The 18892-nt window shown below is 65.9% G+C and carries 14 protein-coding genes and 1 pseudogene; 4 read left to right on the top strand and 11 right to left on the bottom strand.

Annotated features, from left to right (window positions below):
• Positions 1–76: 76 nt before the first annotated feature.
• The 6 genes from AE618_RS07250 to AE618_RS07275 form a co-directional block, all read right to left on the bottom strand.
• Positions 77–1015, bottom strand: coding sequence for a hydroxymethylglutaryl-CoA lyase (locus tag AE618_RS07250; protein ID WP_054208380.1), 939 nt, complete (start codon positions 1013–1015; stop codon positions 77–79).
• Between the two features lies 1 nt (position 1016).
• The gene (locus tag AE618_RS07255) at positions 1017–1721 is read right to left on the bottom strand and encodes an ABC transporter ATP-binding protein (RefSeq protein ID WP_054208591.1); all 705 of its coding nucleotides are present in this window, start codon (positions 1719–1721) and stop codon (positions 1017–1019) included.
• Positions 1722–1723: 2 nt separating this feature from the next.
• Complete coding sequence (locus AE618_RS07260; protein ID WP_054208381.1) at positions 1724–3517, bottom strand: branched-chain amino acid ABC transporter ATP-binding protein/permease; 1794 nt, start codon at positions 3515–3517, stop codon at positions 1724–1726.
• The gene (locus AE618_RS07265; protein WP_054208382.1) at positions 3517–4434 is read right to left on the bottom strand and encodes a branched-chain amino acid ABC transporter permease; all 918 of its coding nucleotides are present in this window, start codon (positions 4432–4434) and stop codon (positions 3517–3519) included. Before AE618_RS07265 ends, AE618_RS07260 begins: the two co-directional genes overlap by 1 nt.
• Positions 4435–4588: 154 nt before the next feature.
• On the bottom strand, positions 4589–5791 hold the full coding sequence (locus AE618_RS07270) for an ABC transporter substrate-binding protein (protein ID WP_054208383.1): 1203 nt from the start codon (positions 5789–5791) through the stop codon (positions 4589–4591).
• Positions 5792–5868: 77 nt separating this feature from the next.
• Positions 5869–7188 (bottom strand): hydroxymethylglutaryl-CoA reductase, degradative, encoded by a 1320-nt coding sequence (locus AE618_RS07275; RefSeq protein ID WP_054208384.1) that lies wholly within the window; start codon positions 7186–7188, stop codon positions 5869–5871.
• 145 nt (positions 7189–7333) lie between these two features.
• On the opposite strand from AE618_RS07275, the gene AE618_RS07280 reads away from it, so the two are divergent.
• Positions 7334–8722 (top strand): PLP-dependent aminotransferase family protein, encoded by a 1389-nt coding sequence (locus tag AE618_RS07280; protein WP_054208385.1) that lies wholly within the window; start codon positions 7334–7336, stop codon positions 8720–8722.
• A 178-nt stretch (positions 8723–8900) separates the two neighbouring features.
• Here AE618_RS07280 and AE618_RS27875 read toward each other — a convergent pair whose 3' ends face one another.
• From AE618_RS27875 to AE618_RS07290, 3 genes are read right to left on the bottom strand one after another with little or no spacing between them, the layout of a single operon-like run.
• The gene (locus tag AE618_RS27875; RefSeq protein WP_156330160.1) at positions 8901–9059 is read right to left on the bottom strand and encodes an aldolase/citrate lyase family protein; all 159 of its coding nucleotides are present in this window, start codon (positions 9057–9059) and stop codon (positions 8901–8903) included.
• 39 nt (positions 9060–9098) lie between these two features.
• Positions 9099–10808, bottom strand: coding sequence for a hydantoinase B/oxoprolinase family protein (locus tag AE618_RS07285; protein ID WP_054208386.1), 1710 nt, complete (start codon positions 10806–10808; stop codon positions 9099–9101).
• Positions 10801–12927: a hydantoinase/oxoprolinase family protein gene (locus AE618_RS07290; protein WP_054208387.1), complete on the bottom strand. Its 2127-nt coding sequence runs from the start codon at positions 12925–12927 to the stop codon at positions 10801–10803. Before AE618_RS07290 ends, AE618_RS07285 begins: the two co-directional genes overlap by 8 nt.
• Before the next feature lie 675 nt (positions 12928–13602).
• Here AE618_RS07290 and AE618_RS28775 point away from each other — a divergent pair.
• Positions 13603–13801: pseudogene (locus AE618_RS28775) on the top strand (thioredoxin reductase); the annotation flags it as partial.
• Between the two features lie 135 nt (positions 13802–13936).
• Here the strand turns inward: AE618_RS28775 and AE618_RS07300 are convergent.
• Positions 13937–15109 carry an MFS transporter gene (locus tag AE618_RS07300; protein ID WP_054208389.1) on the bottom strand — a complete coding sequence of 391 codons (1173 nt, stop codon included), beginning with the start codon at positions 15107–15109 and terminating at the stop codon, positions 13937–13939.
• Positions 15110–15118: 9 nt separating this feature from the next.
• Positions 15119–16153, bottom strand: coding sequence for an aldo/keto reductase (locus AE618_RS07305; protein WP_054208390.1), 1035 nt, complete (start codon positions 16151–16153; stop codon positions 15119–15121).
• Positions 16154–16240: 87 nt separating this feature from the next.
• On the opposite strand from AE618_RS07305, the gene AE618_RS07310 reads away from it, so the two are divergent.
• Both AE618_RS07310 and AE618_RS07320 read left to right on the top strand, forming a co-directional pair.
• The gene (locus AE618_RS07310) at positions 16241–17170 is read left to right on the top strand and encodes a LysR substrate-binding domain-containing protein (protein WP_054208391.1); all 930 of its coding nucleotides are present in this window, start codon (positions 16241–16243) and stop codon (positions 17168–17170) included.
• 964 nt (positions 17171–18134) lie between these two features.
• Complete coding sequence (locus AE618_RS07320; protein WP_054208393.1) at positions 18135–18713, top strand: CBS domain-containing protein; 579 nt, start codon at positions 18135–18137, stop codon at positions 18711–18713.
• Positions 18714–18892: the final 179 nt, after the last annotated feature.

The following is an 18892-nucleotide window of genomic DNA, read 5'->3' on the forward strand; positions in this document are numbered from 1 at the left end:
ACGTAACCTGCTGCAGGCCACGACAAGCTCCTAAGCGGTCTTCCAAGCACACGAGAGTGGGGCCTCAAAAACCCAATCAGGACGGCGGGAGGCGGACCTGCGCTTGACTTGGTAAACCGGCTGCAGGGGTGACCTCATGCCGGTTTCGCGAACCGGCATCTATGCTCGCGAGAGAACGGACCCAAAAAGCGATATTCTGCAGGACCGCCATGTCGATCCCCGTCTCGATACCCAGAGCCTCGAAATGCACGACCAGTGCCTCTGTGGCGAGATTGCCGCCGGCGCCGGGTGCATAGGGACAGCCGCCGAGCCCGCCGACGGCGCCGTCGAAAATGCCGACGCCCAGGCTCCAGGCTGCGGCGACATTGTCGATGGCGCGGCCATATGTGTCGTGAAAATGTCCGGCGAGCTGCGCAACGGGCACCATGCGCGACGTCGCCTCGACCATCCGGGCCGTCCGCTGCGGGGTACCGCGCCCGATCGTGTCGGAAACCGCGATCTCGTCACAGCCGATGCCGTGAAGGCGGGCGCAGACGTCGGCCACCACATGGGGCGCGATCTCGCCCTCATAGGGACAGTCGAGCGCACAGGAGACGTAAGCGCGCACCGGGACGCCGGCCTGGCGCGCAAGCGCGAGCACCGGCTCGAAGCGGGCGATGCCCTCCGTGATCGTACAGTTGGTGTTCTTCTGTGAAAATGTCTCGGACGCTGCCGTGAAGACGGCGAGCGCCTGCGCGCCGGCGGCCAGCGCTGCCTGGGCGCCCTTTTCGTTCGGGACGAGGGCGGAATGAACCACGCCGGCGCGGCGCGGCAGGTTGCGCAGCATCGCGTCATGATCGGCCATCTGCGGCACCCAGCGCGGCGATACGAAGGCGGTCGCCTCGATCCGACACAGACCAGCATCGGCGAGCATGCCAACCAGCGCGATCTTGTCTGCCGTCGCGACAAGGGTCTTCTCGTTCTGCAAGCCGTCGCGCGGGCCGACCTCGACAATTTGGACGCGCCGTTTCGTCATGTCAGGCGCCGAGATAAGCCGAGCGGACGCGTTCGTCGCGCAACAACTGCGCGCCCGTGCCCTCCAGCGTGATCCGCCCGGTCTCGATGACATAGGCGCGGTCGGCCACAGTGAGCGCTAGGTTGGCCATCTGCTCGACCAGCAGGATGGTGACGCCCTCCTCGCGCAGCTGCCGGATCACCGCGAAGACCTCCTTGACGATCAGCGGCGCCAGGCCGAGCGACGGCTCGTCCAGCAGCAGCAGTTTCGGCCGGCTCATCAGCGCCCGCGCGATCGCCAGCATCTGCTGCTCGCCGCCCGACAAGGTGCCGGCCTGCTGGTCTTGACGCTCGGCCAGGCGGGGGAACACGGCGAAGTATTTGTCGATGTCGCTGGCGATGGCGTCCGAGTCGTCGCGGGCATAGGCGCCCAGCATGAGGTTGTCGCGCACGCTTTGGTCACCGAAGACGAGCCTGCCCTCCGGCGAATGGCCGATGCCGAGCCGGACGCAATGATGCGGCCTGATCCCGGTGATCGTGCGGCCCTCGAAGGTGATCGTGCCCGAGGCCGGCTTCACCAACCCGGCGATGGCGCGCATCAGCGTCGACTTGCCGGCGCCGTTGCCGCCGATCAGCGTGACGATCTCGCCGGCTGCGACTTGCAGAGAGATGCCCCTCAGCGCCTCGATCGCGCCGTAGCGCACGCAGAGATCGTCGATGCGGAGCATGTTCATGCGACGCTCTCCGCGACGGTTGCGGCATCCTCGTCGGCGCCGAGATAGGCGGCGATGACGCGGGGGTTCTTGCGGATCGCGTCGGGCGCGCCCTCGGCGATGAGCGCGCCGTAGTCCAGCACCAGCACATGCTGCGAGATGCCCATGACGAGGTCCATGTGGTGCTCGATCAGGAGCACGGTGACGCCTGCCGTCTGGATGCGTTTGATGACGTCGCCAAGTTCATGCGTCTCCTGCGGGTTGAGGCCCGCTGCCGGCTCATCCAGCAGAAGCAGCTTCGGCCGGGAGGCCAGCGCACGCGCGATCTCGAGCCGCCGCTGCAGGCCGTAGGGCAGGCTCCTGGCTGGCTCGAAGGCACGCTCGCCGAGGCCGAGATCGGCCAGCAGCGCCAGCGCATCGGCCCGGGCCTGGGCTTCGGCGCGCCGGCTCGCCGGCAGCCCGAGCAGCGCAGCGGGAAAGCTCGCCTCGACATGGCGATGCGCGCCGAGCAGGACGTTGTCGAGCGCCGAGAGATCGCCGAACAGCTTCAGGTTCTGGAAGGTGCGGGCGATGCCGAGACTCGCGACGCGGTGCGCAGGCTGACCCGCCAGTTCCTGCCCTTGAAAGCGGATCGAGCCGCTGTCGGGCGCGACATGGCCCGACAGCAGGTTGAGCAGGGTGGTCTTGCCGGCGCCGTTAGGGCCGATCAGCGCATGGACCTTGCCCGCGCCGATGGTGAAACCGACATGGTTGACCGGCACGATGCCGCCATAGGCCTTGTGGAGATCGGCAACGACGAGGAGTGCGCTGCCGTCGCCTGCCGACGGACGCGCCGCGAGAACCGAGACCCCCGCATCGGCCTGCGAACGATCGAAGATTTTCGGGCGACCCCGGAACAGCGCGCCGAGCGCGCCGGCCAGGCCATTGGGCATCAGATAGAGCGAGAACAGCAGCAGCGCGCCATAGCTGAAATGCTGGAGCGCCGGCCAGCGCGCCAGCCAGGCGTCGAGCAGGGTCAACACCACCGAGCCCAGCAGCGGGCCGTAGATCGAGCCCGAGCCGCCGAAGATCACCACGACGAGGAAGAAGATCGACAGGTTGAAGGTGATGAAGTCGGAGTTGAAATACTGGTTCTGCTGCGCCACCACGGCGCCAGCCAGCGCGCAGGTCACCGCCGAGACGACGAAGGCCAGCGTCTTGTAGCGCGAGACCGAGATGCCGACCGATTGCGCAGCGGGCTCGGCCATCTGCACCGCCAGGAAGGCGCGGCCATAGCGGCCCCTCAGCAGCGAGCGCAGCATCAGATGCGTCACGATGCAGAGCGCGCCGACGAACCAGACCCAGTGCAGGTTGGTGAAACTGCGCCCCGCGATCGAGGGCGCGCTGATGCCGTAGAGGCCCGCCTGGCCCTTGAAGATGTCGGTCCACTCGGTGACGATCTTCTCGACCACGATGCCGAAGCCGATCGTTACCATGGCCAGGCTTGGCCCCGAGACCCTGACCGATGGCAGGGCGATGACCAGCCCGAAGACCGCCCCAAAGCCGCAGGCGAGCAGCAGCGACGCCCACGGGCTGATGCCCCATTCGACGCTGGCGATGGCCGCCGTATAGGCGCCGACGGCGAAGAGGCCGGCATGGCCGAGCGATTTCTGCCCGGCATAGCCGACCAGCACGTTGAGGCCCGCCGCGGCAAGGTAGTTCACGCCGATCGTGAACAGGATCTGGAGATGGAAGTCGTTGAGCGGCAATGCTGGCAGCAGCGCGAGCGCGGCTGCCAGCAGAGCGAGCGAGAGGCCGTGGACGAGACCCATCAGATCTTCTCCACGCTGCGCGCGCCCATGAGGCCGCCAGGCCGCAGCACGAGCACGATGATGATCAGCAGGAAGATGGTGATCTCGCGCATTTCGGCGCGCCAGAGCCCGACCAGCGCCTCGATGATGCCGAGCAGGAAGCCGCCGAGCATGCAGCCGCGCGGGCTGGTCAGCCCACCGACGATTGCCGCGGAAAAGGCCTTGAGCGCAACGCCGAGCCCGATGAAGACCGAGGCTGTGGTGATGGGGGCGATCAGCATGCCCGCCAATCCCGCCAGCGAGGACGAGATCACGAAGGCGATGATGACGATCTTTTCGACATTGATGCCGACGATCGCGGCGGCCTGCGGATTGAAGGCGACGGCGCGCAGGGCCTTGCCGAAGCGGGTCTTGCGGAGGACGATATCGAGCCCGACCATGACCGAAATCGCGACGCCCGCGATCAACACCTCCTGCGGGCGGATGCCGGCCCCAGCGATGCGCCAGACCTCGTTGCCGAGCGGCGAGGGTACCGCGATCGAGGCAGGGCCCCAAACCGCCAGCGCCGCGTTCTGCAGGATGATGCCGAAACCAATCGTGCTCAGCACCCAGTTCAGGCCACCGGCCCCGACGAAGGGCTTGATCGCGCAGTAATAGAGCAGGATGCCGATGGCTCCCACGACCGCGACGCTGGCCAGCGTGGCAAGGGCGTAGCTCAGAAGCGTCATCTCGGAGGGGGCGAGGTTGCCCCAATGCGGCTTGCCGGCGGCCAGCAGCAGGAGCGAGACGCCGACCAGGCTGCCTGGCACCAGAAAGGCACCCTGGCCGAAGTTGAAGGTCTTGGTCGTGGCGTAGGTGATGTTGAAGCCGAGCGCGATCAGGCCGTAGATCGCGCCCAGCGCCAGTCCGCTCGCCAGCGCCTGAAGGATTGCCGTCATCTCGTCTCCGCGCCGTCCGTCTTAAAGCAATTCCGTCATCCCGGGCTGAGCCCAGCGAGGACCCGGGATCCATGCCTGAACCGTTCCGGCATGGATCCCGGGTCTCCCTGCGGTCGCCCGGGATGACGGCGCGTTGGAGTGAAGCGTACCGCCGTCAGCGCTTGAGATCGGCCGCCGTCAGGGCTTTGACGATCTCGTTGTCGACCTTGACGACGCGCCCGTCCTTCCACTGCGCCAGGTGGAAGTCGGCGACACCGAGTGCCTCGTGCTGCTCCTTGGAGAACGGCTTGTCATAGGCCTTGATGATGCCCTGGACCTTGCCGAGGTTTTCCAAAGCCTGCTGGATCTTCTCGCCATCCGTGCTGTTGGCCTGGGCGATGGCAGCCGCAATCAGCGTCACCGCGTCATAGCCCTGCGCCGCCGAGACGAAGGCCGGCATGTTGGGGTGCTTGGCGATCAGCCGCTTGTGCAAAGCCACGGCCCGTTCGTTGGCATCCTCGGTCGTCGAGGCCGCGAAGATGGTCTTCTCCGCCAGCTTCGGGCCGGCGATGTTGATCAGCGGCGTGTTGATCGAGCCCCAGGTCGAGAGCAGGCCGGGATAATAATCCATCTTCTCCATGCTCTTCAGCACCTGCGCCGTTGCATCGCCGAGCGAGCCGGAGATCACCATGTCGGCGCCCGCTGCCTTCACCTTGGCGAGCTGCGAGGTCATGTCGGTGTCCTTGGGACCGAACTTCTCGATCGCCACCGGCTTGATGCCATGCAGCGTCAGAATCTCCAGCAGGTCCTTGGTCGCGGCCTGGCCATAGCCGGTCGTATCGGCGATGATGGCGATGTTCTTGGTCTTGGTGGCCTTGATCGCATAGGCGGCGAGCAAGGCGAGTTGCTCGCGATCCACCATCGAGACGCGGAAGATGTAGTTCTGCGGCTCCTTCATGTAGCGCGCCGTGATGTCGGTCGCGGTCGCGACATGGGAGACGACCGGGACCTTCTTCTGCTGCGGGATGTGCAGCCAGGCCAGCGCGTTGCCGGAGTTGGTCGGCCCGACGACGGCCGCGACCTTCTCGTTGTCGATCAGCTCGTTCATGTTCTGGATCGACTTGGGCGGCGAGGCGACGTCGTCGCGGACGACGCCGACGAGCTTGCGCCCGAGCACGCCTCCCTTGGCATTGATGTCCTCGATCGCGGCCTGGAAGCCGTAGAGCCCGGCTATGCCGAGCTCTGCCACGCCGCTGGCCGATTGATCGGCATTGTATCCGATCTTGATCTCGTTCTGGGCGAGGGCGGGCGCCGCGAAGGCGAGGCTGGTCGTGACGAGCAGGGCACTGAGCGCACGGCGCGAAAGCAGGATAGTCATGGTGTCTCCTCCGGGGATGATCCGCTTTTCGCGGTTTTCTGTCGTGGCAGGCGAGTGGAAGGCAATGGTGCTCGGCGTCAGATTTTCCTGCGCTCGGCGAGCAGCTCGCGGGCGCGGTCGACGCGGACGTCATGGGTGCGGGCGAGTTCGGCCGCGATCGCTTCGATCTCGGCGCCCTCCGCGCCGGCGACGATGGCGATGTTGCGGGCATGAAGCGCCATGTGGCCGCGCTGGATGCCTTCCGTGGCGAGCGCGCGCAGCGCCGCCATGTTCTGGGCGAGACCGACCGCGACGGTGACCTCGGCCAGCTCCTGCGCCGTCGCGACGCCCATCAGCCGTAGCGACCATTGCGCCAGCGGGTGGGTCTTGGTGGCGCCGCCGACGAGGCCGAGCGCCATCGGCATCTCGATCGAGCCGACGAGTTCGTCGTCCTTGGAGAGCTCCCAGGTCGTCAACGACGTGTAGCGGCCGCCGCGGGCGGCATAGGCATGGGCACCGGCCTCAATCGCACGCCAGTCATTGCCGGTGGCGACCACGACCGGGTCGATGCCGTTCATGATGCCCTTGTTGTGGGTGGTGGCGCGATAAGGGTCGATCGCCGCGAAGGTGTAGGCGTCGAGCATGCCGTCGATCATGCGCTGGCCCGAATAGTCGGGCGTGGCGAGCGCCGCGGCGGGAATACGAACCGTGGCGCGGGCGAGCCTGAGATCGGCGAGGTTCGATAGGATGCGCAGCCGCACCGTGCCGCCGGTGACGCGCTCGACGATCGGCGCGACCGTCTCGGCCATGGTGTTGACCGTGTTTGCCCCCATCGCGTCGCGGACATCGACGAGCAGGTGCATCACCACGATCGGGCCACGCGGCGTCTGCGGGAAGACATGAACCTCGATGTCGCGGCAGCCGCCGCCGAGCGAGATCAGCACCTTGTCCCTGGCATTGGCGGCGGCGACGATTTCATCGCGCGCCGACAACAGCTTGTGGCGCGCACCTTCGGGATCGCTGATGCCGATGAGCTGCACTTGCGCGCGCATGATCGGCAGACTGCTGGAGGTCAGGAAGCCACCCGAGCCGCGTGCGATCCGGGCCATGTAGGATGCGGCTGCAACGACCGAGGGCTCCTCGACCGCCATCGGAATCAGGTAATCCTTGCCGTTGACGGTGAAATTCGTGGCGATGCCGAGCGGCAGTTCGAAGGTGCCGACGACATTTTCGATCATGCCATTGGCGAGCATCAGCGGCAGCGCTCCGGGTGTCGCCAGAAGGGCACGGTCAGCGGCCGAAAGACCGGCGGCCGCAACCGCCTGGTCGAGCCGTTCCAGGCAAGACAGGTTGCGGTAGTTCTCGATGCGCGAATTCACGGACCGCGCGCCGTCAGCGCGCGCCTCAGCCGTCGTCATGGTGTTTCCTCCGCCCGCGATCGGGCTCGTTGCCTGCTTGTTGTTGACAGGCTCTCGCAAAGACCCAAGAGGAACAAGGCACAATTACCCGTACGATCCCATTCGGCGTACCAGTCGATCGAGTGGTACAATCGGAGGCCGCGCGATGGACGATGGCGCTGATGTCAGCCGCACGGACCGCATCATCGCCCGCATCGCGCGCGCGATCGAGGCTGGTCAGCTCCAGCCGGGTCGGCGCATGCCGTCGCTGCGCGCGGCCGCTCTGGAATACGCGGTTTCCAAGAACACGATGGTCGAGGTTTATGATCGTCTGGTCGCTCTCGGGCGGCTGGAAGCGCGACCCGGTTCCGGCTTCTATGTCCGGGCCGCCGGTCGCAACGCGATCGAAGCCCCACCGGCGCACATGATGGAGGCGATCGACATCGTCTCACTCCTGCGCGAGCAGTTGCGCCAGACCCATCCCGTCCGCGTCGGTGACGGGCGTCCTCCGGCCTCCTGGACCGAGGATTCCGAGCTAGGCCGGCATTTGCGCCTCAAGACCGGCAAGGGAGAGCGACCGATCGAGCATGGCTATGGCGATCCGCTCGGCTATGGCCCGCTGCGGTCACAGATCGGGCTGATGCTGGCCGAGCGCTCCATCCATGTCTCGCCCGAGCAGGTGCTGCTGACCTTCGGCATCAATCATGGCCTCGACCTGATCATCCGGCATCTGCTGCAGCCTGGCGATACGGTTCTGGTCGATAGCCCGGGTTATTATCCGCTGTTTGGCAAGCTAAAGCTCGCGCGGGTCGAAATCGTCGGCGTCAAACGTCTTGCCGACGGCCCCGATCTCGACCACCTTTCGCTGCAGATTGCTCGGCACGCGCCGAAAGCCTTCTTCACGCAATCAGCTGCGCATAATCCCACCGGTGGTTCAATGTCGCTGCCGGTCGCGCATCGCCTACTGCAGATCGCGGCAAAACACGATCTCACCATCGTCGAGGACGATGTCTTTGCCGATGCCCTCCCGGCAAGCCTGCCGCGCCTGGCGGCGCTCGACCAGCTCGAGCGCGTGATCTATCTCGGCACCTTCTCGAAGACGCTCTCTGCCAGCCTGCGCGTCGGCTATGTCGCCGCCAGCCCCAGCATCTGCCGCTCGCTGACCGACATGAAGATGCTGACGGTCGTCAACAGCTCGGGCTACCTTGAGCGGATGGTCAGCGAGCTGATCGCCAGCGGGCAGTACCGGCACCATCTCAAACGCCTGCGCGAGCGCATCGAGCGGGCGACCGCGCGCACGCTGCAGAACCTCGACCGGCTTGGCCTGCCGGTCTTCGCAGCCCCGACCGGTGGCTATTATCTCTGGGCCGATTTCGAGCCTGGCCTCGACGATCTGGAGCTGGCGCGCCTCGCCTCGGAGCAAGGCATCTTCATCGCGCCCGGCACGGTTTTCTTCCCCGATCGCCAGCAGACGCGGCCGGGAATGCGGGTCAACATCGCCTATGGCGACGACACGCGTCTGATCGCATTCCTGCAGAGCACGCTCGCTGGATAGCGGGCTGACGTTGCCTCCAGTTTTTTGTCCAGCGCTGCGTTCGTTTCTGGCGGTTGTGGCAGTCCCGGCGCGCCGAGATCAAGCAGCCGCCTGACCAGCACGAGGTCGTTCCAGTCCGGCCGCACGATGGGGGTGACCGGATGGGCGGCGAGAACCTGCAACTGCGCCATCACGGAGTTCAGGTCGTTGGGCGGTGATCTGCGTCGATCAGCACCCAGTCGAAACCGGAGCTTGCGACAGCTTCCGTGGCGAAGGCGCTGGCGAGGCTGAGCCAGAGTCCGATCTGAGGTTGCCCGCCCCGTATCGACGCCAGGAACCGGTTCGGGGGCATCTGCATCGCCTTGCCCTCATTGCGCAGATGAGTGCGCGCTCACCATTAGCGAGGCAGCTCGCCACGACGGGCGATGGCCTGCACTTCGGCCACGCGCTCTTTGGACAGCCCGTATTCTGAAGCCGCAATCTCGGCCGTGATGTAGCCCAGGGCAAGATCACGTTCGACGCTCTCCATGCGCCGCTCTCCCGGCGCGCCATAGCCTGCTCCGCCGGGGAAGGCCATGATCACCTTGCGGCCATGCGGCACGAACTGCTTGCCCTTGCCCTTCATCGCCGTGCCGTCGTCGAGCACGATCGTCGTCGGCGCGCCAGCGCCACCGCCACGCCGGCCGCGAGCCGGATGGTGCACGCGGTCGAACATCGCCTGCATGTCGAACTCGTAACCTTCCCAGGCGCCGACCTCCATGTGCTGGCCGAGGCCGCCGCGCTGCCGGCCATTGCCGCCGGAATCGGGCCGCAGCTCCTTGCGCCAGACGATGACGGGGCCGACCTGTTCGGTCGCCTCGACCGGCATCGTCATCACGCCGGAGGGGAAGGCGGTGGCATTCATGCCGTCGAGCGTGGGCCGGGCGCCTGAGCCTCCGGAATTGAAGGTCAGGACTTCGGCACGAACGGCATCGGCCGGCACGGCGGCATCGTTGCGTGGCCGCAGCGAGACCTGGAAGTTGCAGAGGCTGCCTGCTCCTTCTGCCGGCGCGACGCCCGGCAGGATCTTGTCGAGCGCGTCGTAAATCGTGTCGGGCACCATGTGGCCGATGATGTGGCGCAGCGCGACCGGGGCCGGCCAGACCGCATTGACGATCGTATGCTCCGGCGCCGTGATCCGGAACGGCTCCAGCGAGGCCGCGTTGTTGGGAATCTCTGGCGCGATCGCGCATTTCAGCGCATAGCAGGTATAGGCCTTGGTGTAGACGAGCGGCACGTTGATGCCGTTCTTGTCGACCCCGGTGGTGCCGGCCCAGTCGCAGAGCACGCCGTCTTCTTCGATCGTGATCTTGACGCAGAGGTCGATCGGCCGGCTGTAGCCGTCGATCCGCATGTGACCCTCTGCCTGGGCACGCGGCAATGCTGCGATCTTGTCGAGAGTCGCCTGCCGGGAATTGGTCAGGATGAAGTCGGAAATGCCGGCAAGATCGGCGAGCTTGAACTCGACCATCATGTCGATCAGGCGGCGATGGCCGATCTCGTTGCAGGTCGCCAGCGCGTAGATGTCGCCGACAAGCTGATCGGGCTCACGGACATTGCCGCGAATGATCATTTCAAGCGTGTCGTTGACCGTGCCGCGATCGACGAACTTCATGATCGGGATATGCAGGCCTTCCTCGTAGACAGAGTTTGCATCCGCACCGAAGCCTCGCCCGCCGACATCGACGACATGGGCCGTGCAGGCGAAGAAGCCGACCAGCTTCTTTTGATGAAAGGACGGGCTGACGATCGTGATATCGTGCAGATGGCCCGTGCCTTCCCAGGGATTATTGGTGATGTAGACGTCACCTTCGCAGATGTTGTCGCGCCCGATCCTGCGAATGAAATGCGCGACCGCGTCGGCCATGGCGTTGACATGGCCGGGGGTGCCCGTCACCGCCTGCGCCAGCATCAGGCCCTTCTCGTTGTAGACGCCGGCCGAGAGGTCGCCCGCCTCGCGCACCGAGGTCGAGAACGAGGTCCGGATCAGCGCCTGCGCCTGTTCCTCGACGACCGAGATCAGGCGGTTCCACATCACCTGGTAGGCGACTTTCGAGATCTCAGACATGGGCGGCCTCCTTCGCGTTGGCCGCATGCGAGGCCTTCGGGGCTTGCTGCAGGCGGATGTCGATGCAGCCGTCGTTCAATGTGACGGCGAGGCGGCTCGACGGCAGGATGATGGTGGTTTCGTCTTCGGTGATGATGCTGGGGCCGGAGACTTCGCTTCCTGCCGGCAGAGCGTCGCGGTCATGGGCGGATGCCTCGACCCGCTTGCCGAGCCCGGCATCGAAGAAGCTGCGTGCCGTCCGGGTGGCCACGGGCCGCGTCACGCTCAAGGCCTCGACAGGAGCGACCGACGTCGCGGGGGTTTGGGCATTGACCGACCATACCGTGATCTCCGCCTCGGGGCCGCGCACCGTGCGCCCGAACAGGTTGACGTATTCATGCTCGAAGCGCTGCAGGATGACGGAGGGATCTGCCGAGCGCGCCTCTTCCGAGGTCAGCATTACCGGGATTTCCCAACCCTGGCCGGCATAGCGCATATAGACCTTGTAATCGGTCAGGATTTCGCCGCTCCAGCCGCAGGAGCGCACCGCCCGCGTCGCCTCCAGTTCCATCTCGTCGAAGAGCCTGGTCACGCGCTGCGTGTCGAAGCGCGACAGCCGCATGAACAACGTGCGATTGGCTTCGAAGCTGAACGGGGCCCGCAGGAAGCCGATCGCTGAGCCGACGCCGGCGCCGGGTGGCACGAGGCAACGCTCGATGCCGAGCTTCTCGCAAAGCCTGCCGGCATGCAAAGGGGCCGCGCCGCCAAACGCGATCATGGTGTAACCTGAGAGGTCCTCGCCGTTCTCGACCGCATGGACGCGGGCCGCATTAGCCATGTTCTCGTCGACGACCTCAGCGACGCCCCAGGCGCTCTCTTCCGAGCCCATCCCGAGCTTGCCGCCGATCTCGGCTTTCAACGCGGCGGCCGATTCATCGGCGAAGAGCTTGATCGTCCCGGCCGCGAAGTTATCGGGGTCGATCTTGCCGAGGACGACGTCGGCATCCGTCACCGCCGGACGCTTGCCGCCACGGCCATAGCAGGCCGGGCCGGGCTCGGAACCGGCGCTCTCGGGGCCGACGCGGATCTGCTTCATCGAGTCGACATGGGCGAGGCTGCCGCCGCCGGCCCCGATCTCGACCATGTCGATCACCGGGATCGAGATCGGCATGCCCGAGCCCTTCTTGAAGCGATAGGTCCGGGCGACCTCGAAGACGCGCGCCGTCTTGGGCGTGTAGTTCTTGATCAGACAGATCTTTGCCGTCGTGCCTCCCATGTCGAAGGACAGGACCTTCGCCAGGCCGTGCTGGGCCGCGATATGGGCGGCGAAGACCGCGCCGCCGGCCGGACCGGATTCGACGAGGCGGACCGGGAACTCCGAGGCGCTCTCCAGCGAGATGATGCCGCCGCCCGAATGCATCAGGAAGATCGGGCAGGACGCGCCTTCCGCCTCGAGCCGGCCCTTGAGGCGGACGAGATAGCTCTTCATCAGCGGTTTGATGTAGGAGTTGGCGATCGTCGTGTTGAAGCGCTCATATTCGCGCATCTGGGGCGAGACTTCCGACGACAGCGAGATCATGACGCCGGGCAGCCGCTCGGCCAGTACGTCATGGATCATGCGCTCATGCGCGTCGTTGACGTAGGAGTGCAGCAGCCCAATGGCGACGCTCTCATAGCCGGCCTCGCGCAGTTCGTCTGCCAGTGTCTCGACCTCGGTGCGGTCGAGCGGGATCAACACCTGTCCGCGCGCATCCATGCGTTCCCTGACGGTGTAGCGCCGGTTGCGCGGCAGCAGGGGCTGCGGCAGCGTCATGTTGAGATCGTATTGCTCGAAGCGGCTCTCGGTCCGCATCTCGATCACGTCGCGGAAGCCTTCGGTGGTGATCAGCGCGGTCTTGGCGCCACGGCGCTCGATCAGCGCATTCGTCGCCAGCGTCGTGCCGTGGATGATCTGCGCGATCGAGGAGACCTGCACGCCGGCCTTGGAACAGACCCGGTGCATGCCCTCGATGATCGCGTCTTCCGGCGCGGCGTAGGTTGTCAGGACTTTCGTCGAGAACCTCTTGCCGTCCCGTTGGAGGACGACGTCCGTGAAGGTTCCGCCGATGTCGACACCCAAGCGGGCCCCGAGAATGGACATGGTTGCATCGTCTCCGTTGCCTGATCCCAAAAAGGATAGGAATGCTCACCGATGCCGTCGAATGATTATTATCTATGTTATTTGATAGAGAACGCTTATCGGTGCGCGCCGTTGAGCCTTCTATCGGCCCAACTGCCCGATGCTGTTGCCATGATGCTGATGCGCTGCCTGTTCTCCCGCCCGCCCGCTCCGCTGCTCGCTTGAGCCGAAAACTGGCAGGCGTGTGGGCGTATGATGCTGTGAAAATCAGCGCGGTTGGCTTCCCCTCATAAGGGAATTCGACCAGCTCTCCACTGTCCAGCCACGGGTTCACCAATGTCCGCGACATCGGCGCGATGCCCAGGCCATCGAGGGGCATCTGCAGGCTGGCAGCGAGGTTGCTCGACGGCACGATCCGGACCGGTCGTTCGAAGCTGTCGCGGAAATGCGCGGAGAGTTCGACGAAATGCCGCGTATTGCGCGCATGGGTAAGGATCGTATGTGATGCGAAGGTCGCGATATCGGAGCCCGAGACGCGGCGAGCCCACCCAGAGATAGGGCAGGGAGCCGAGCTCGACATTGGTGATGTTGAAGTTCGAGATCGGGCCATTCAACAAGCAAATATCCAACGCCCGCGACACCAGTTCCTCGCGCGGCTGACCGTCAGGTCGACCTTCAGCTCGACATCGCGTGAACCCCATCACGGTTCACAGCAGCGGGCAATTCACCGGCGAGATCAGCCAGCTTGCAGGCCGTGGCTCGCTCGCCGCCGGCAAGGCGGGAGCGGAAGGTTGTCTGGCGATTCCCTTGGAATGCCGCACATTTGCCGGCGCTGATCATCGGCTCGGCCAATCTTGGCGAAATCGTCATGCGCGCGCTGATCTTGCGCCGCGTGGTGGCGATGGCGCAGCGGTCGTTGCGCAGGTTCACGGCGAGCTGGCCGACGACGCCCGGCCGCACAAGAACGGGCGCCATCGCTTTGCAGGATCCGACAGCCCTGGGACTCTCGAACTCCCGGTGCCCAAGACACCTATGGATTGATGCCCGGGCACAGCCGGGCGCGATCAGGCCTCGTGCTGAACCAGACCGCCACGAGGCCGATCGCCGAGGTCGCAGCTCCCGCCAGCGCCACCATCGGATATCCCCAACCGGCGGCGATGACACCGCCGCCGAGCGCGGCGCCAAAGGCGTTGCCGAGATTGAACGCGCCGATGTTGACGGCAGAGGCCAGGTTGGGTGCCTCCGAAGCCGCCGACATCACCCGCACCTGCAGCGGCGGGACCAGCGCGAAGCTCGCAATACCCCAGAGGAAGATCAGCACGGCGCTCGCGGCCGCGTGGCCCATCAGCATCGCGAAGGCGACGAGAACAGCCGTGAGCGACGCGAGCGTCACGATCAGCGTCCGGTCGACCGAGCGGTCGGCGAAGCGGCCGCCCAGCCAGTTGCCGACGGTCAGGCCGACCCCATAGGTGAACAGCATCGCCGTGATGAAGGCGGACGAGGCCTGCGTCTCATCCCGCAGGATCGGCGCGATATAGGTGAAGACGGTGAACATCGCGCTCGAGCCGACGACTGTGAGCGCGAGCGCACCGAGCACGTCGCCCCGCGTCAGCGCGCGCAATTCCGCCATCACCTTGGCGCCCTTCGGCGCAGGCAGCGGCGGCAGGGTCAGCCGCAGGGCCGCCATGGTCACCAGGCCCAGCGCCGCGATGCCCCAGAAGGCGGCGCGCCAGCCGAGATGCTCGCCCGCCCAGGCGGCCAGGGGCACCCCCACGACATTGGCGATGGTCAGGCCCATGAACATGGCCGCGACCGCGCCCGCTTGCCGCTGTGGCGGGACGAGGCTTGCCGCGACGATGGAGCCGACGCCGAAGAAGGCACCGTGATTGAGGGAGGTGAGCAGACGCGCCGCCAACAGCATGCCGTAGCTGTCCGACACAGCCGCGAGCAGGTTGCCGGCGGTGAAGATGCCGGCGAGCGCGATCAAGAGCTTTCGTCGCGGCACGCGCCCCGTCGTCAGGGTCATCAGCGGGGCGCCGAGCATCACGCCGATTGCATAGGCGCTGATCAGCAGCCCCGCGCTGGGAATCGAGACGCCGAGATCCGCTGCGATGATGGGCAGCAGGCCCATCGGGGCGAACTCGGTGACGCCGATACCGAAGGCGCCGATCGAGAGCGCGATCAATCCAGGATTGAGTTTCATGGCGAGACCTCAGATGACGCGCGGAGCGAGGCGGGCGAAGCCCTCCTGCTGCCGGTAGGGCGTGTGGGGATAGGGCGGCAGCACCTCGCTCGCCGCATCCAGCGCGGCGATCTGCTCGGCGGTCAGCGACCAGCCGACGGCGCCGAGATTCTGGCGCAGCTGCTCCTCGTTGCGGGCGCCGATGATCACCGAAGAGACCGTCGGGCGCCGAAGCAGCCAGTTGAGCGCGATCTGCGGCACGGTGCGGTCGGTCTCGGCGGCGACGGCCTCGATGGCGTCGATGACGCGGTAGAGATGCTCGCTCTCGACTGGCGGCGCGAACTGCTCGGTCTCGTGCAGGCGGCTGCCGTCCGGCACGGGCCTGTCGCGGCCGATCCTGCCGGTCAGGCGTCCCCAGCCGAGCGGGCTCCAGACCAGCGCGCCGATGCCCTGGTCGAGGCCGAGCGGCATCAGCTCCGTTTCATAAGCGCGTCCGATCAGCGAGTAGTAGACCTGATGCGCGACAAACCGCGCCCAGCCATGGCGATCGGCCACCGCCTGCGCCTTCATCAGCTGCCAGCCGGGATAATTGGAGACACCGGCATAGCGCAGCTTGCCCTGCGCGATCAGCTGGTCGAGCGTCCCCATCAGCTCCTCGACCGGGGTCGACGCGTCGTAGGCGTGGAGCTGGAGCAGATCGATATGGTCGGCGCCGAGGCGCTTCAGTGCGGCATCGACCGCGCGGATGAGCCGCGAACGCGACACGCCCCAATCCTGCGGACCATCGCCCAGGGGCAGGCCGGTCTTGGTCGAGATCAGGACGTCGCCGCGACGTCCGCGCAAGGCCTCGCCGAGGATTTCCTCCGAGGCGCCATTCGAGTAGACGTCCGCCGTATCAAACAGCGTCACGCCGGCTTCCAGACAGATGTCGATCATGCGCCGCGCCTCGCGCGCATCGCTTTGTCCCCAGGCGCTGAACAGCGGCCCCTGGCCGCCGAACGTGCCGGTGCCGAAGCTCAGGGCCGGAACGCGCAGGCCCGACGATCCCAGTTGACGATATTCCATGGCTTGCTCTTCCGTTGATAGGCTGCTGCATAAATAGCGGCGGCCTCTTCCCCAGATTATCCGGCCCGTCCGGCGAGGATATGTGCGATGGACGCAAAGATGCTGTTGGGGGCCGACAGGGCCCATTCGCTGGCGATGTTTGCCGCCGTCGTCGAACAGGGCAGCTTTTCGGCGGCGGGACGCCTGCTGGGCCTGAGCCCGTCCGCGGTGAGCCGCACGATCGACCGCATCGAGGCCAGGCTGGGCGTGCGGCTCCTGCTGCGCTCGACGCGGGCGCTCTCGATCACCGCGGAGGGGCAGGCCTATCTGCAGGCGGCGCGGCGCATCCTCGCCGATCTCGACGATGCCGAGCAGCAGATCGCCGATCAGGGCGCGCCGCGCGGGCGCCTTCGGGTCAGTGCGGCGCTGTCGCATGGGCGGCTCTGCATCGTGCCGCTGCTAGGGGAGTTCGCGGCGCTCTATCCGCATATTCTCGTCGACATCGCGCTCACCGACACGGTGATCGACGTCGCCGCCGGGCAGGCCGATGTCGCGGTGCGTTTCGGCCTCCTCGCCGACAGCACTCTGACCGCTCGCAGGCTCGGCGAGACGCGGCGCCTGATCGTTGCCTCGCCCGATTATCTCGCCCGCTTCGGTGAGCCGCAGGTGCCCGAGGACCTGCACCGGCACAACTGCCTCAACTTCAACTTTCGCCGCGCCGAGCCAGTCTGGCCCTTCCTGCGCGATGGTCGCGAATTCGCCCTGACCGTGAAGGGCAACATCGAAGCAAACAATGGCGAGACGCTCGGCCAGCTTGCGGCGATCGGCGTCGGCATCGCCCGCGTCGGCGCCTTCAGCGTCGCGCAGGAGATCGCCGAAGGAAGGCTCATGCCCATCCTGGAAGCGTTCAATCCCGGCGATGTCGAGATCATCCACGCCGTCTTCGTTGGCGGCGCCACGACGCCCGCGCGCATCCGTGCCTTTGTCGATTTCCTTGCGGCCCGACTGTCGCGATCCATCGCTGGGCCGGCGACATAGCTCAACGCGCATTCAACCGGCCCGCCCCCCCTTCGAGGTGCTGCGTGAACACGTGCCTGGCGATGGACTGGATCTGGCGGGTCGACAGCTTGAGGGTCATGACCGCTGGGAAGACATGAAGGTCTGAGTGCGCGGTGATCTGATGCGAGAGAAACCGAGCCCGGACGGAGCACGTGAGGAATGGCTGGCACGACATCGTCCTGTTTCACAGCCATGTGAAGCAACGATGTGGAAAACGCTACCGTTTGGCGCGTTTTCTCAAAGATTGCAGGCGCTTGGGAGAAGCTGGCTGGGGCGGGAGGATACTCAGCCCCAGCGCCAAGCCGTCGAAATCGACTGAAATGACGACCGAAATCAGTTATTTGATGCATAGCCGTGCCCCAGCCGGCAAGCGCCGGACGGGTCTTGAACAGGGCTATCGCATGTGATCGGTGGCGGATCTTGCGAAGTTGTTTGAGGTAGCGCCGCTGACGTTGCCCTTAGCTTTTATGCAGCGCTGAGTTCGTTTCCGGCGGTCGAGCCCGCGTTGGCTCAGGATATCGCGGCCGAGAATGCCTGTTACCGGCTGGCGCGCGAGTACAACCTCGAAATTGATCACCACTCGCTCTCGGCGGCGATCTTGGCGCATTCGCCCGGGCGCGGGGGCGGCGGTTCTGGCCCCTAGCCGACGTTCGGAACGTCAGCTTCAGGGTGCCCTGCTGAAGATTGCAGCCCAGCAGCTTAGGATGTTGGTCAGCGTGACCGGCAGACGTCCGAGCACGTGCCCGAGCCCTCGGTGATGCCGCTGTTCGCGCCGTCAGGGTCGATGCTTCGTGGTTGCCGTCGCCTAGCTTCCCGCCGCACTGCGGAATCTGCTGAGGCGGCATGCCCGCCTCAACCGTTTGGATGCCGAGGCCAATACCAAAATCGATTGAGACGATGTCCGCGCTATGGCGACGGAAGGTAGATCACGGTCGAAGAAGCGATGACTGACCCGTCCGAAAGCCCGAACCAGCCGATTGCGCGCGGAAGCTTCGAACGGCTGCTCCGGCATGGCCGCGCCCGGTATCTTCGCTTCAGGCGCAGTTTCCCAAGGCTGATCCGCACGGACGAGGTCTGGCTGGTCCTGCTCGCCGGCGTGGTTGGGCTGGGTGCTGGTCTGATCGTAGCCACTATGATCGCGATGCTCGTCGACGAGATAGGCCGTTATGCCGGCATCGTCCTAGCGGCTCACGCACACGGGCCAGAGGTCGATGTCGAGACCGTTGCAGAGCTGGCGTTGAATCCCAAGGATGTGCTGCTGCCCCAGATGAACGTCCGCGAGGCGGCGAGCCTGTTTGAATCGTCCAAGAGCGAGGAGCTCACCGTCGTCGACGATCGGGCGACGTTAAAGGGTCGTCGGCCTTCTGACCGAACAGTATGCACTGCGCCGGTACAACGCGGAGCTGGACAGCCGCAGTCGCGATACGGCGACCGTCTGACCCTCCGCCGGGCGCCGTGCCCCGCCGAAGGCTGCGAGCCATGCCGGCGGCCGACGCAACAGGCTGCCTTGCACACGCGATAGAATTCGATACATTCCGATTTAACGATATAAAATCTGGAGGGTTCGATGTTCGATCGGCGGCGCGTTCTCGCGGCAGGGGCGGCTTTGCTGCTGCCTTCGGCATATATGCCCGCGTCAGCGCAGGTTGTCGCGCGGACCGGTGTTGGCAGTGGCAATGCTGGCGTCACGGTCCTCAGCGA

Source organism: Allobosea vaviloviae (assembly GCF_001298265.1).
Taxonomy (GTDB): Bacteria; Pseudomonadota; Alphaproteobacteria; order Rhizobiales; family Beijerinckiaceae; genus Allobosea; species Allobosea vaviloviae_B.